General features: G+C 38.4%; 15 protein-coding genes and 1 pseudogene. 7 read left to right on the top strand and 9 right to left on the bottom strand.

The window, feature by feature from the left end; genetic code table 11:
- Positions 1-37: 37 nt before the first annotated feature.
- Positions 38-238 (bottom strand): annotated as a pseudogene (locus tag WJM97_RS23005) (helix-turn-helix domain-containing protein); the annotation flags it as partial.
- Positions 239-282: 44 nt separating this feature from the next.
- Between WJM97_RS23005 and WJM97_RS23000 the strand changes: the two are divergent.
- The 3 genes from WJM97_RS23000 to tumE all read left to right on the top strand — a co-directional run bounded on the left by WJM97_RS23000 (position 283) and on the right by tumE (position 1,059).
- Entirely contained in the window at positions 283-414 is a 132-nt protein-coding gene (locus tag WJM97_RS23000) for a hypothetical protein (RefSeq protein WP_353933342.1), read from the top strand.
- A gap of 104 nt (positions 415-518) precedes the next feature.
- Positions 519-659 (top strand): hypothetical protein, encoded by a 141-nt coding sequence (locus WJM97_RS22995; RefSeq protein WP_353933394.1) that lies wholly within the window; start codon positions 519-521, stop codon positions 657-659.
- 40 nt (positions 660-699) lie between these two features.
- A complete protein-coding gene (gene tumE, locus WJM97_RS22990; protein ID WP_353933393.1) occupies positions 700-1,059 on the top strand; it encodes a toxin TumE in 360 nt (119 codons plus the stop codon).
- Here the strand turns inward: tumE and WJM97_RS22985 are convergent.
- Positions 1,044-1,526 (bottom strand): hypothetical protein, encoded by a 483-nt coding sequence (locus tag WJM97_RS22985; protein WP_353933341.1) that lies wholly within the window; start codon positions 1,524-1,526, stop codon positions 1,044-1,046. The two genes, tumE and WJM97_RS22985, sit on opposite strands and share 16 nt — an antisense overlap.
- Complete coding sequence (locus WJM97_RS22980) at positions 1,519-2,889, bottom strand: ATP-binding protein (RefSeq protein ID WP_353933340.1); 1,371 nt, start codon at positions 2,887-2,889, stop codon at positions 1,519-1,521. The genes WJM97_RS22985 and WJM97_RS22980 overlap by 8 nt, the downstream gene beginning before the upstream one ends.
- Positions 2,890-3,408: 519 nt before the next feature.
- Between WJM97_RS22980 and WJM97_RS22975 the strand changes: the two genes are divergently transcribed.
- Positions 3,409-4,047 carry a primosomal protein gene (locus WJM97_RS22975; protein ID WP_353933339.1) on the top strand — a complete coding sequence of 213 codons (639 nt, stop codon included), beginning with the start codon at positions 3,409-3,411 and terminating at the stop codon, positions 4,045-4,047.
- A gap of 509 nt (positions 4,048-4,556) precedes the next feature.
- The gene (locus WJM97_RS22970; protein WP_353933338.1) at positions 4,557-4,982 is read left to right on the top strand and encodes a hypothetical protein; all 426 of its coding nucleotides are present in this window, start codon (positions 4,557-4,559) and stop codon (positions 4,980-4,982) included.
- A 215-nt stretch (positions 4,983-5,197) separates the two neighbouring features.
- On the opposite strand, the gene WJM97_RS22965 is transcribed toward WJM97_RS22970, so the two are convergent.
- Positions 5,198-5,578: a hypothetical protein gene (locus WJM97_RS22965; protein WP_353931352.1), complete on the bottom strand. Its 381-nt coding sequence runs from the start codon at positions 5,576-5,578 to the stop codon at positions 5,198-5,200.
- A gap of 113 nt (positions 5,579-5,691) precedes the next feature.
- Here WJM97_RS22965 and WJM97_RS22960 point away from each other — a divergent pair, with 113 nt between their 5' ends.
- Together WJM97_RS22960 and WJM97_RS22955 are read left to right on the top strand one after the other, a co-directional pair.
- Positions 5,692-7,080, top strand: coding sequence for an IS4 family transposase (locus tag WJM97_RS22960; protein WP_353931353.1), 1,389 nt, complete (start codon positions 5,692-5,694; stop codon positions 7,078-7,080).
- 396 nt (positions 7,081-7,476) lie between these two features.
- Positions 7,477-8,601 (top strand): site-2 protease family protein, encoded by a 1,125-nt coding sequence (locus WJM97_RS22955; protein ID WP_353933337.1) that lies wholly within the window; start codon positions 7,477-7,479, stop codon positions 8,599-8,601.
- A 374-nt stretch (positions 8,602-8,975) separates the two neighbouring features.
- Here WJM97_RS22955 and WJM97_RS22950 read toward each other — a convergent pair whose 3' ends face one another.
- The 5 genes from WJM97_RS22950 to WJM97_RS22930 form a co-directional block, all read right to left on the bottom strand.
- Positions 8,976-9,521: a hypothetical protein gene (locus WJM97_RS22950; RefSeq protein ID WP_353933336.1), complete on the bottom strand. Its 546-nt coding sequence runs from the start codon at positions 9,519-9,521 to the stop codon at positions 8,976-8,978.
- A 75-nt stretch (positions 9,522-9,596) separates the two neighbouring features.
- Positions 9,597-10,370: a DUF6753 family protein gene (locus WJM97_RS22945; RefSeq protein ID WP_353933335.1), complete on the bottom strand. Its 774-nt coding sequence runs from the start codon at positions 10,368-10,370 to the stop codon at positions 9,597-9,599.
- A gap of 351 nt (positions 10,371-10,721) precedes the next feature.
- Positions 10,722-11,492, bottom strand: coding sequence for a mobilization protein (locus tag WJM97_RS22940; RefSeq protein WP_353933334.1), 771 nt, complete (start codon positions 11,490-11,492; stop codon positions 10,722-10,724).
- A gap of 142 nt (positions 11,493-11,634) precedes the next feature.
- Complete coding sequence (locus WJM97_RS22935) at positions 11,635-12,231, bottom strand: hypothetical protein (protein WP_353933333.1); 597 nt, start codon at positions 12,229-12,231, stop codon at positions 11,635-11,637.
- Complete coding sequence (locus WJM97_RS22930) at positions 12,228-13,376, bottom strand: ParM/StbA family protein (protein ID WP_353933332.1); 1,149 nt, start codon at positions 13,374-13,376, stop codon at positions 12,228-12,230. The genes WJM97_RS22935 and WJM97_RS22930 overlap by 4 nt, the downstream gene beginning before the upstream one ends.
- Positions 13,377-13,399: the final 23 nt, after the last annotated feature.

Raw genomic sequence — 13,399 nt, 5'->3', positions numbered from 1 at the left:
CCCCTTGTCAATAGGGTTTGAGATGCGCTAACCCTGCTAAAGCTACTAACCATTTATGTAAATCAATTGCTGTGGGAAATTTAATTTTTGACTCTGGTTGTTTTTGGTTATGCTCTAGAATTTGTTTAGTTAAAGATAATCCCCAATTCCAAGCATGACGGGCTACTCCACAGTGTTTTACTATGTTGGAAATTTGATTTTGATTTAACTTTAACTCAGTTTTAAATCCTAGTAACAATTATTTTGTACCTCCGCTCTTTTAGATATTTTACAGATCCAAAAATGAGCATATCACAAATCGCTTGTACTTGTTTAATGTATAAATTAATTAATAATAACCTCGAAGATGTATGTACTAATTCTGATAGTTTTAGTGTCGTTCAAGATGGAGAGTTAAATTTACTCACATCTTGATTGTAGGTAATTCTATAATCAGATATGAGTAGCTTTAGGTAGATTTTTTGATTCAGTTACTAGCCCTTACCAAACAGTTAAATGTTTATGAAATCAAGTACCAAATGAGTTCAGAAGATTTTTTTGCCAAATATAGCCAAGGAGAAACTTCTGATGATGAAGAGTTTGTCGAATGGGCAGGAAATTATCAGCATTATCTAGCGTTACACCAAGAAATAACCAGCAAACTCAAAAATGTCGCGTAAAATTATCCAAGGGTATTTAGATGAAGTTGAGCAACTTTAAATTAATTGCTCTAACGCATACATTGAGGAGTATAGTACGGTAATTTTAACGACAGAGCGGGCTAATCTCCGCATTAGGATACGTTTTGCGATTAGATATTTACTAGCAGTCAGTGAAGCCTTTGTTGTTGTAAATAATCAGATTGAATATGTTGATTACCGCTATCACTTTCAAGATGAGCAAAATAGTCTGATTTTTCGTTATGACAGTACACCACACTTTCCCAACTTGCCTAGTTTCCCCCACCATAAACATCTTTTTAACAACGTAATTGCTTGCCAAAAGCTACATCTAGCTGATGTTCTACAAGAAGTGATTGAGTATATCACAGATGGCTCATATAGTCATTTTGGCTTTTGATGATAGCTCTGTAAATCCCTGTCTAGCGACCAAATAAACACTTCACTCATGGGGAAAAGTTTACACGATTTATTAAATTCTTCAATGATGCTGAGATCCCCGAAGCTTGTTCCTTCTTGTTTCTCAGGGGCTTTGTTTTTACCAGCCAGATCAGGAAACTGATCAATCCACAACATTATTTCTGTTGTGTTTGGAAATGTAGTAGTTCGCCAGGGAGCTACGCCTGTAAATGCTTCTTTAACTTCTTTAACAAAACGTAGGGCTGTTGTCCTTCGCATTGTGCCGTCGCCGTTTTGGGCAATATGGTTGCCTGTTTCGAGAATGGTCGCCATAGGCAACAAAAAAGTACAGCCAGATTGAGCATAGGTCTGAAAATCTTCGAGAACTGATGCTCTATGTTGATTATAGTTGGGAACGTTAAGTATTTCCAGGAATATGCTGGTATCAATCAGACAAATACTACTCATTGCTGTACTCCTGTAAACGAGACAGCCAGGCCAGAGCCTGCTGTTTTCTATCTTCAGGTGTGTGGGGTGACTTAACGAACCTATCCACTACCCCAGCAGTTACCAGTTGTCCCAATGGTCCTTGCGATATGAGACTGGGGAAATCATACATATCCCCAAGCCTGATCAGGCGACTATTTCCTTGATTCCCTTCCTCTGGATCTCGGTAACAAAAGACTACATCACCCAGGGCAGCATCGGGTAAAGCATCCATTAGGGCTGGGTTGTGTGTGGAAAGCAGCACTCGTAATTTACGCCGCTCGGCAATATCTCGGATGCTAGACAGTAGATGCTTGGCGCGGTTGGGATGAACACCGTTGTCAATTTCTTCGATAACTACCAAACTTCCTTCAGTTGCTGATAGCATAGCTGCTGCGATCGCTAACACCCGCAATGTGCCATCTGATAACAATGCGGCTTCACAATAGCGACGGGTGTTACCAAAAGTTTCAGCTAATTGCACCATGACTTCATCCCGTGGACCAATAAGGAAATCTAGCCCATCTATAGCCTGTTCTGGTAAACTCTGGATAAAGTTGAGAATGGCCTGTTGATTTTCAGGTTGGTTCTCCCACAAGCGATAGAGAACGCTGGACAGATTAGTACCATCTTCTTGTAATCGCTTATCAGATTTGAAGCTGTACTCGCGCATTTTGGCGGGAACGGGATCTAGAAACAGGATATTCTGTAAGACTCGTTGATATTGGCGGACTATTTCCGGGATTATTTTTTGCGAATAGTCATATTTGGCATCAAAACGGGCAGGGCTGTCTAATTGCACAAAGATAGCCATTTGATCACTGCACGTTATTCGTGGCTTGTTCTTTCCTTTGGTAAAATTGTTATACGCGACACTAACATCAGTATTTATCCCTTCAGAAGGCTGATTTAGCTCATATAGCGGGACTAGATTTGTCGAGTCAGCAATTCGTTCGCTACTGATATGCAGTTCTCCGTCACGCACATTGAGGGTTATATTGAGTTCGTTCCACTCTGTTGAGTCTAAACGGCAACCGATAGTAAAACTTGATTCTCCCCGATGACACAAATCATTAACTCGACCGCGTACAACACGTTCTGCACTATTCACCGCATATTGAATGCTAGAGAGTTTTTGCCCTTGTGCCAGCCATGACAGAAAGCGCAAACCTTCCAGGGCGTTACTTTTACCTGCGGCATTAGCTCCTATGAGGACAGTCAAAGATCCTAGAGGCAATCGGCTTTTCGACAGCTGGGACATTGAGCCTGCCGAACTGCTCACAGTTCCGCTTGTACTGTAACTTTTAAAGTTGGCGAGGGTAAATTCGGTTAGCATGGCACTCATCTTACAATTTTCCTCTAAATGCTCGATTTTATAGTGAAGCAAAGAGGAGATTACGCAAATATATTCGTCAGTATTCGCTCTTGTTGCTACTGTTTAACTTTGTACTTTTTTACTGCTTTATTGAATATGAATAAGCATATATAGCATTTCCTAGTCTAACGGGGTACAAATTTATCTGTGTTTATCTGCGCTCATCCTTTTCCATCTGCGGTTAATTCTTTTTGCTCATACCTCACTTAAATGGGAATTGCTATAGTAATTCTAAATAAAATGTGAATGCCTTTTGTTGCCTGTTTTATCATTCAATATGGCTACGCTTCCCCAGCTATAATAACTCAAATCTGATTGCTATATCACCAGAATAATCTACTTGTTTATTTGGACATTTGCAAGTGCAAATAGTTGTCATAACAAAGATAGATTTGGAATCTCAATTATGAAATTGGAAGTAAATGGAGATGAAAGCCGCGATTGCGGCAAAGAGGTGAAAAATTCACTTCATGAAAGGAAGAAAGTAAAATGGCAACAGCCAAAACTCGTACTAACGGCAACACTCGCAATACAACTAACGGTAAAGCATCAGCAAAAACAAATAATGCAGCTTCCGCCACTAAATCTAAAGCAGTAACCGCTTCACCACAACAAGAAGCATTAGCCTTATTGAAGGAATTGCGGAATGTAATCTTCAAAGAATACGGGATTAAATTACAGCTACGAGACTCCAGAATTTCTACTAAAATCGGTCATGCAGCCCGTGAAAAACTCGGACTTGATATTGCTGCTCAAGTAAAAAAGAAAGGCGGTAATAAAAAGTTTGATTGGCAGAAATGGAATAGCAAATTATTTCCTAAATTGTTTGGACACCCGGATGCAATGAAATATCCACCAGAAGTAGTTGCTATTTTCATGAGTATGCTATACGACACAATTAGCACCGACCCAGAACAAGCAATAGCTGATTTAGTCGAATTCAACCGTGCATCTTTGGAACGTCGCAATTCCTTCCAAGAACAAGAAGAGGAAGAATTGGATGATTTAGATGATGAACTTGATGAGGACTTAGACGAAGATGACGATTTAGATGAGGATGACGAAGAAGAACTTGATGAGGACTTGGATGAAGATGACGACTTAGATGAGGATGATGAAGACGAATAATTGATGCTCAGAGATTGACAGAATAATCATCTAAAATAACCATGTATTGCCAACAACAATACAGGTTATTTTTTTATTTGCTCATATCTTGCACCTTTCCGTACAAACCCAGATGAGCTAAAAATATCCGCCCTAAGACTACGTTATTTTTATTGGTTTTAAACGGTAAATCAAGATTTTTGGAATTATACGGTGTAACGAAATTACATCAATTTTTGTTGGTGCAAGATGTCAGTTTGTATTTGAAAATTCTAAAACATCATTTTATAAATTCTATAGTAGTCATACCCTAAACATGAGAAAATTCGTAGATAAAAATCCTTATTTTATAAATTTTAAAGGCTTATTGAACTCTCATATATCATTTAGAATTGCTATAGTTTGTATGATCAGAACTGGTGATAATTATGAAAATAAATGTCAATTATCAATTGTAAATCATGAAGTTTAATGGCATCTTTCGATGCGGTTTCTATGAGAAAAATAGAAAATAACAAGGAGTATTTCTCATGGTAAACGCTCGCAAAGTATCCAAAACAGTACGGAAAATTGAAAAGCACATTCCAGCTTTAGAGCGAGTAACTACCTATCAGGAAAAAGTACACCTGATGGTAATTGAAGTATTACGAGAAGAATCTGGTAGAGAATTAGCAGCCGCAGCCCGATTTAATGGACAAGAATTTGATTGGGAGAAACATAATTACCAATTCCGCAAAGATTATGTGAATACACCATTAAAAGAATTGGTCAATTATGCACGCAAACTTTACGGATTGAATAATTTGGATGAAATTCGAGATAGACGTGCTGCTCATAAAGCTGCTCGTTCTAAACGTATCGAAGGATTAAATAGCTTGAACAGCAATTTTGATGATGTAGCTGATGAGGATTTTGAATCAGATGAGTATGAAGAAGATTTAGAAATCGAAGATTAATTATCATGCCCCGAATTATCTAAAATCGGGGCATTTTATTTGAGAGTGAAACCCCTGCTACGATTAGGTTTTAAGGATCAATAATGTCCTGGTCTGAATCGCTACAGCTATATCTACTACTGAAAACAGCAGCCCCAATACTGCTCGGTTAAGGAAAACGAGGGGGTAAGATCAGGAGAAAAGAGTTCGCGTTTTATTTACGAGAACTAACAAATTTACTTTTTCTCTTTGAGGCTATCGTATAATTCCACCCAATTTTGCCTAAGAGAATCAATACAAGACTGCAAGTGGTCAATTTGGGTTCGTCTGGCAACTGAGAGGACAGCATGAATATGATTGGGGCTGCCAGCCTTGCCTAAATGCTTATATTTGCTGAGTTTATCAGGTTGTTGAGTAGGGAAGATAGGTTTATTAGCCTGCAACTTGTAATACCAATAAGTACCCTGTTTACCCCGTGCTTGGTAACGCAAAACACAACATCCAGGAGGTGCTACCTCCCCAGAAGCCTGAATTTGTTGAATAGATAGTTGTAAAGTCGCAATAGCTTGTTGTATTAATTCGGCTCTAGAAATAATATCTGAGTCTTTTGCAGGCATTGACTTACGGGGGGAATGAGAAAAAATTACTTGTTCGCGGATTAAGTACGAGAACATTAACCCATTTATTCTATACTATTTTACAACTAAAATGAAACTGAACAGGGGTGCAAATGTCACTAATCAACTTTGAAGTCATTACAGCATCAGTGGCCAAAGCACAATTGCTGGTGGCGTTAGAACAAGTCATTCCCGCTCAAACTATACACAGAGCAATCATTAATACTTCGTCTCAAGAGCGAAGAGAACGAATACTACCCACTCACGTAGTTGTAGCTTTAGTCATTGCCATGAGTTTTTGGTCAACTGACTCCATAGTTGATGTCTTCAAAAATTTGATTCAAGGTTTGAGTAGTTTACAAATACCCCATCGTCTACGTTTTACTGCACCAACTTCTTCATCTATCAGCGAAGCACGTCAAAGAATCGGTCCTGCTGTGATGACTCGTTTGTTTGAAATGGTAGCAAAACCCCTAGCTACAATACAAACACCAGGTGCTTTTTTGGGAAACTTAAGATTGATGGCTATAGACGGAACAGTTTTTGATGTTCCTGATACTCCAGCCAATGCTAAAGTATTTGGTTATCCTGGTTCAAGACCGGGTACATATCCAGCTTTTCCCAAAGCTAGATTGGTTTTCTTAGTAGAAGCAGGAACTCATGTAATTGTTGATGCTCTATTGAGTCCCTATCGAATTGGCGAAAGAAAAAGAGCGATTCAAATTCTTCGCAGTGTTGGGGAAGGAATGTTGTTAATGTGGGATAGGGGATTGCATTCTTTTAAAATGGTTCATGCCGCAATCAAACAAAAGTGTCATATCCTTGGTCGTGTACCAGCGAATGTGAAATTTGAGGTAGTTAAGACTTTGGCTGATGGTTCTTATTTGTCTTGGATTGCACCTGATGGTAAATCTAAAAAGAAAGGTGCAACCAGAATTCCTATTCGTGTCATTGAATATGTGATTGAAGATAATGGTTCTGAGAAAGTATACCGTTTGATTACTGATTTAATGGATATTTCGGCTTACCCAGCACTGGTTTTGGCTCAAGAATATCATACTAGATGGGAAGCTGAAAATACTTTGGATGAATTAAAGGTGCATCTATTGGGGCGCAAAACTCTGGTTCGTTCTAAGAATCCTCGTGAAGTCATTCAAGAAATTTATGGTTGGTTGTTGGGACATTTTTGTATTCGTTGTTTGATGTTCCAAAGTGCTGCCGAAGCTGGTATTTCTCCATTACGTTTGAGTTTTACTGGTAGTTTACGATTAATTCGACGTGCTGTTCCTCAATTCCAACAAGCTGCTGCTGAAGATTTACATCTATTTTATAGTTGGTTAGTTGCAGAAATTTTAGATTTAGAAATCCCTCCTCCTCAATTTAGAAGTAATCCTAGAGTTTTGAAAAAGACGCGCTCCAAATTCCTCAGTAAAAAACGATGTCATCGTGGTAGTACCACTATCAATCAACCTTCTTTTATGATTAAAAAAATTGCTAGTTAGTCTGATTATATTTTCGCTTTCTTACCTTTATATTTGAGCAATTGAATATTATTTTATTCATAGGGACACTGTTCTGTGTTCACGGTGTGGCTTTTCTGTTTTCTCTCGGCTCTTAGTTCTCGTAAATAAAACGCGAACATATTTCCCTTGATCTTACCCCCTCTTTTTCCTTAACCGAGCAGTATTGACAGCAGCCCCACATTTAAGTGGAGTAACTTTTTACCCACCCACCCTTATCCATAAAAACTGTATTTTAGAAGCTAAATTCGCCTAACCACACCTTAATGGACGGACACCACTACTGTTACAAAGATTAAATTTACTTAATATTTCGTTACGATAAGGGCATTGAGAGAAAGAACAAACTTCTCAATGCCCATGTCACAGGTGAATGCCATGAATAACACAATTCGGGTTGGCAACCTTTTTGGAATACCTTTTTATATACATCCTTCCTGGTTTTTAGTTCTAGGTTTGGTAACTTGGAGCTACAGTAGTGGACTGACGGCACAATTTCCCCAATTAGGTGGGGGATTGCCTTTGGTACTAGGATTGATGACGGCACTGTTGTTATTTGGCTCAGTTGTCGCCCATGAATTAGGACACAGCTTTGTCGCTATTCGCCAAGGAATTGATGTTAAATCAATCACGCTGTTTATATTTGGTGGACTGGCAAGCTTAGAAAAAGAATCGCCAACTCCAGCAGCAGCTTTTTGGGTAGCTATTGCAGGTCCCATAGTTAGTTTGATGCTATTTGCTACAGCGACCGCAGTTGGTGTTGCGACTGCTGCATCTGGACCATTGGCTGCTATCCTTGGTCTACTGGCTTCTGTTAATTTGACATTAGCTCTGTTTAACCTCATTCCTGGCTTGCCTTTGGACGGAGGAAATATCCTGAAAGCAATAGTTTGGAAAATCACTGGTAAATCCTATAAAGGAGTGGTTGTTGCCAGCCGAATTGGACAAATCTTTGGTTGGTTAGCGATCGCCTCTGGTTTAATTCCTCTACTATTGTTGGGTAGCTTTGCTAACTTCTGGAACTTGTTAATTGGCTTCTTCTTGCTACAAAATGCTGGTAACGCTGCCCAATTTGCTAGAGTGCAAGAAAAACTCACAGGTTTAACAGCAGCGGATGTTGTAACCAATGATAGCCCGATTGTCAAAGCAAATTTGAATTTAAGAGAGTTTGCAGATCAACGACTCTTAAATGCTCAAGAATACCGTCGTTTCTTGGTGACAGATGAACAAGGACAATTGTTAGGAGCAATATCAGTTGATGACTTGCGAACTATCCCAAATACATTATGGGCAGAAACTCAAGTTATCAAAGTGATGAAACCAATTGAGCAGTCTACCACTGTACGATCAGATCAACCGTTGCTAGAAGTAGTACAGTTGCTCGAAACAAAAAAATTATCCGCACTGACTGTAATTCGTGATAATGGGTTGTTAGTCGGAATTTTAGAAAAAGCTGCAATTATCAACTTACTTCAGAAGAAAGTACAAACAAAATTTGCATAATCTCTTCAATTCTCTAAATAAAAACTCAAAATTGCCTGGAAAAGAAAGCAGTTTTGAGTTTTGATGTTTGTCGGCAAGTATTCAAAATACAGGATATCCTGCTACAAAAAAAGGGAACAGAGAACAGTTCAATAATGGACAATTAACAATGACCTCTACTAATACTACTCGGTTAAGCATTTTTGGGCATCACAAATAACAATATTTCAAGGGGTTCAGCCTTATTTAGTTTCGTAAACCGAGCAGTATTGTGACCTCTACCTTAAAGTCAAAGGATTGAAAAAGCAGATTTTTTTGGTTTTTCCCCTTGAAAGATGAGTTTTAAAACCTTGAGTTAAACAATTATCAATTGATACAAAAGGAATCAGGTGTAACTATTTTTTAACAGGTAGAGGTTTACAGCCGACACCACCAAACGTGGCAATTGTTGGAGTAGAAAACCGACTATTTATTAAACTGAAAATTTCTTGGTTTGATAGTTGAGTTGTGTTTACTTCAATTGTTGGTTTTTTTCCTGTTTTATTCACATAAATCAGGAGATCCGCCCAATAAAACTGCTGATCAGAAGGTTGAGAATATTCAGGATAGCAACCTCTAGACCTAATTGCTAATTTATGATCTACAGCAGACATTGCTGCCAGAGGAATACCAGTCTGAACCAATTTCGCTTCTTCTACTGGTCCCCACAAACGTAGATTGTGCTTGATACAGCGTTTACCATCTTTAATTGGGGCAATGATATTACCACAAATATTTACTTTAACATTATACATTGGTGGATATTCGGGGATAGAAGGAGCTTGTGCTTTGGCAATATTGCTTTCACTTTTGCTATTTGTATCTACAGTATCAGGAGTACAAGCTGCTAGAATTATTCCTGTTATCATTAACCAAAAACAGTTGACTTTTCTCTTCAACATTGATTTACTCCTATTTCACAATTGAACAACTAATATCAAATACGTTGAAAAACAAGATTGCTGACGGCTGAATACTTACTGAGAAACAAACTTGCGTTGATTAGGAGGTTGTACCCAAAGAGTACAAAAACCTGATACAGCTTTTCTGTTACTTTGTCCTATTTCTAATGTCACTCCCAAACGTTTTACTTCTCTAGTACAGGCAAGTTGACCGGTACTATCTCTGCTCAATAAATCTCGATTCCATTCCATAAAATTGCGAGCAAATTTACCTTCATTAGTAGTTGCCCATGCTAAAGTATTAGCTTCTTGTTGAGTCAGTTGACGTGGACCTGTTGGATCTAAATTGCTGGATTGATACCAAAGCATTGCACCTATACCCAGAAGTCCACCCACACCAGATGCAATTAATAACAAAACACCAGCTGCAATTAATGATGGGACTGAATGAATAGCACGCTCAAATTCTGTACGCTTGATTAATGCTGTAACTGCGTGAGCGATCGCTTTCTGTTGACCTTTGACTGCTGCTTTTTCATAGCTTTGAAGATGGTCATAAAGTTGGGTTTGCCATTGGTCAAACATGGCCTCCATTTCTTGAGGACTGTCTTCTAAAAGCACTTGCAGTCTACCAGTAGCAATCATCATTAAAAATGCTGGATCATCAGGGTCTAGTCCAGTTTGAACAACTATTTCCCAAACCCTAGCTTTGAAATTATCATCTTTACCGCGAATGGCTAAATCTAATAAAGTAGGGTAAGGAATCCGACTTAAACCTTTCCCTCTAGCTGCTACTGAATCCAAAAAATCATCATCTAAATCGAGTTCTTCAGTCTGATAATGAGTCATATCTTTACTGGGTTTCATGTAGATTAATTCCTGAGAATTTAACTGTCAGCAATCCAAAATTTTCAGTAAGCATTGAACTATAGGACTTCTATTTGATTTATGAACATACCCCTCTTCTGCCAGTCTCTGAAAATAATTGCTATTTCTGAATCCTAGAGCTTTTATCTACCAAGCGATTATGGCTAACGCCACGCTACTGCCAATGCTGTAGAAAATCGAACGATTTTTTGCTAATCAAAAATCTAACACCGATTTTTTTCTAATAGGATAGCTTGTATTGATTGCGTGATGAGGTTTCCAGAGATTGCCCTCCCAGTGAGTGACAAAAGAAGGGTAATTTCCAAGAAAACCCTATTTCTTAGTAGCGACTTTTCCATTACTATTAGCACTATCAGCTTTTTCAGATGGAGGAGTAATTGAAGCTGCTGGTGGATTCCAAATCTTAGCTTTTTCAATTTCCTCAAAAGCTTGTTTGAGAAACCTATGCAATCTCTGTTTACCTAATATTCCTAAATCTTTGTAATTTTTAGCTTCAGAAAAGTTTATCCGTTTGGCATCAAGGATATTTCTTTCTCGGTAGCTAAATTTAGGAAAATCAATTACTGGAACTTTATAAGTCTTGATTAAATCCTTTAATTCCTCATTTTCATCTATGTGTTTCCAGTCATCACATAAACCAAAATTACGGACAAAGATATGTTTAATTTTCTTTTCAAATCTTTCTAAAGATTGCATGAATAACTGTAAACTGTCATATCCTCCACTACAAACAAACCATTTATGTATCTTGACCTTGTTTTTACCACTAATTTCTAAAATTTGATTACGCTCAATCCAATCGGTAACTGCTGGGTATACTTGAGCAGGTAAATTAACAATCACAGAATTTTCTAGTGCTAAATCAAAGATTTCATCAGCTTCATAAGCTTTGCGTTCTGATTCACTAAAAACGGCTGTTTTATGATTGTCAGGGTAAAATGCACCGACATCTGGATTACTTTGATCAGCTTCCACCAATTCATAAAGTAATTTATTGTCAATGCAATATTGCACCATTACCCGTGCAAACAAAGACTTACCAACACCACCTTTTTCACCGTCAATGAAGTGAATTGCAGCCATTTTATTTCCTCCTTTATTATTTAACTAAATTTGATTTAATTGCAATACTATTGCCAATCTTACAAAAAAGGTCTGAAACGCAATAAAATCGGGACGATATCAATAGGGTTTCAGGGGTTTAGCTACAGTATTGAATGGATAATTAAATATCTGCGAACATATCGTCATTGTCATCATGAAATGACCCTTTTCCGGGAATGAAAGAGTCAGAATCAATCCGCTCATTTGGCTGATTATTATTACTAATTACTTGAGATTTGCTGCTTTCATGATCATTTTTACTGGAATTGCCAGTATCTAAAAACATAGTGGCCAGGTTTTGAGGATTAGCAATCGTGCTTAGATTGACAGGCAAAACATCACTTGATTTATTAGGTAGTCCTAATTCCATTCGTAAATAAGCCAAGTGTTGCTCCAAAGCATGACAACAAATTAAACTTATCCGACGTACTTCTTGATCATTAATACCTACACCTGCATCTACTTGTGCTTTGTATGCTAATGGCAACCAGTAAATTCTTAACGCTTGCAGTGCCATTTCTTTGCTGGTACTAAGTCCATTACCTTGGTGTAAGTACGTAATTAAATGTCCATCAACAGTATTTGAGTAAGCACGAAGTCTAACACTCAAACTTTTATATTGTTTTTCAGTATCACTTGTTTGAGGAAATTGCCCATTACCATTACTATTGCACCGTCTATTATGATCATTATATTTTTGCTGTTTCTTAGCAGTCATGCTACTTTCTCCATTTGCGCTCTAAATCGCATAAATAAACCAAAAGCATCAATTAACCTAAAGGACAAAGTTTCCTGCTCTCGAAATGTATGGTAATCATCATTACTGGCATTCTTAAATGCTTCCTGTACCTGCTGTTGTAAATCTGTACCCCAGTACGTGGAAATCTCTTCAAAACATTCCTGTAATTCTTGCTCTAAGTACAACGCTGCACCACCACTTAAAATCACTTCATTCACCGCAGGTAAAGTAGATTCCAGCCAGTCGTAAAGCCTAGACCAATACTCTGCTTTGGCAGTAGCAATAGCATTAACAATCATCTGTAACTCATAGTCAATGTTTTTTGGGTCTTTGCTTTTGACCAAAGCGCGAATTGCTTGGTTATCTGCTGTGATATCTGCACCGGCTGCATAGATAGCAGCAGTTAAAGTAGTGGCATCTTGTCCAGATGTGCGTTCAATCACCCGCTTGACCATTTGGTGAAAGCCCAATCCATTGGTATAACCCGCCGTCATCTTGCCCCGTTCAAATAAGAGAAGGCTACTGTTACGATGTCCAAACATCAGCACAGCAATGGTTTGAGCGTTGAACCATGATTTACCGTTCTGGCGTTGGCGAATCATGGCCAATCCTGCACCTTCAGGTAAACACTCGAATCGTTCCAGCTTCACCCGCAACCTTTGACCCCGAAATCTAAAATCTTTGAGTGCAACCCGCAACTGTTCTTCAAAGGCTTGACGATTTTGATATTCCCCATAGGGTAGCAGTGAAGTCAGTGATAGTGAAAATCGGTTCGGCAGTTTATTGTGTTGAGCGATCGCACCAACAACCGCTAAAGCTTTGTCAATGGAAGTTTCGTACTTGAGTTTATCTAGTCTGGCGGATGCTGAAAACTGACGTGCTAAAAATCCCACTACTGTACATTGTGTATCACCGTCTGCTGTACAAGATACCCAAGCTTCATCTACTGGATGAGAAGATTCTAGACCCTTGCGACTTGACATATAAGCGTCAATCGAACTTTGTGGCAACCTCAGCATTTCTGGTTCCATTGTCATCAAACATGGTTTGCCTTCAGTTGCTAGTTCATAAACAATCTTGGTCAAGGAAGCACCAGGGTCAAAACTGACGATCAAGTTTGACATTGATTCTGGTTTGCCTAACAACT

The sequence above is a fragment of the Okeanomitos corallinicola TIOX110 genome (assembly GCF_038050375.1).
GTDB classification, from domain to species: Bacteria; Cyanobacteriota; Cyanobacteriia; order Cyanobacteriales; family Nostocaceae; genus Okeanomitos; species Okeanomitos corallinicola.
The sequence above is the reverse complement of the archived record's forward strand: the minus strand, read 5'-3'. Positions and strand labels throughout refer to the sequence as shown.

Coding starts and splice junctions, on each gene's coding strand:
- WJM97_RS22985 (WP_353933341.1), bottom strand. CDS start 1,526: ATGAGTAGTATTTGTCTGATTGATACCAGCATATTCCTGGAAATACTT.
- WJM97_RS22935 (WP_353933333.1), bottom strand. CDS start 12,231: ATGACTGCTAAGAAACAGCAAAAATATAATGATCATAATAGACGGTGC.
- WJM97_RS23000 (WP_353933342.1), top strand. CDS start 283: ATGAGCATATCACAAATCGCTTGTACTTGTTTAATGTATAAATTAATT.
- WJM97_RS22955 (WP_353933337.1), top strand. CDS start 7,477: ATGAATAACACAATTCGGGTTGGCAACCTTTTTGGAATACCTTTTTAT.
- WJM97_RS22975 (WP_353933339.1), top strand. CDS start 3,409: ATGGCAACAGCCAAAACTCGTACTAACGGCAACACTCGCAATACAACT.
- WJM97_RS22980 (WP_353933340.1), bottom strand. CDS start 2,889: ATGAGTGCCATGCTAACCGAATTTACCCTCGCCAACTTTAAAAGTTAC.
- WJM97_RS22970 (WP_353933338.1), top strand. CDS start 4,557: ATGGTAAACGCTCGCAAAGTATCCAAAACAGTACGGAAAATTGAAAAG.
- WJM97_RS22940 (WP_353933334.1), bottom strand. CDS start 11,492: ATGGCTGCAATTCACTTCATTGACGGTGAAAAAGGTGGTGTTGGTAAG.
- WJM97_RS22930 (WP_353933332.1), bottom strand. CDS start 13,376: ATGTCAAACTTGATCGTCAGTTTTGACCCTGGTGCTTCCTTGACCAAG.
- WJM97_RS22995 (WP_353933394.1), top strand. CDS start 519: ATGAGTTCAGAAGATTTTTTTGCCAAATATAGCCAAGGAGAAACTTCT.
- WJM97_RS22945 (WP_353933335.1), bottom strand. CDS start 10,370: ATGACTCATTATCAGACTGAAGAACTCGATTTAGATGATGATTTTTTG.
- WJM97_RS22960 (WP_353931353.1), top strand. CDS start 5,692: ATGTCACTAATCAACTTTGAAGTCATTACAGCATCAGTGGCCAAAGCA.
- WJM97_RS22950 (WP_353933336.1), bottom strand. CDS start 9,521: ATGTTGAAGAGAAAAGTCAACTGTTTTTGGTTAATGATAACAGGAATA.
- WJM97_RS22965 (WP_353931352.1), bottom strand. CDS start 5,578: ATGCCTGCAAAAGACTCAGATATTATTTCTAGAGCCGAATTAATACAA.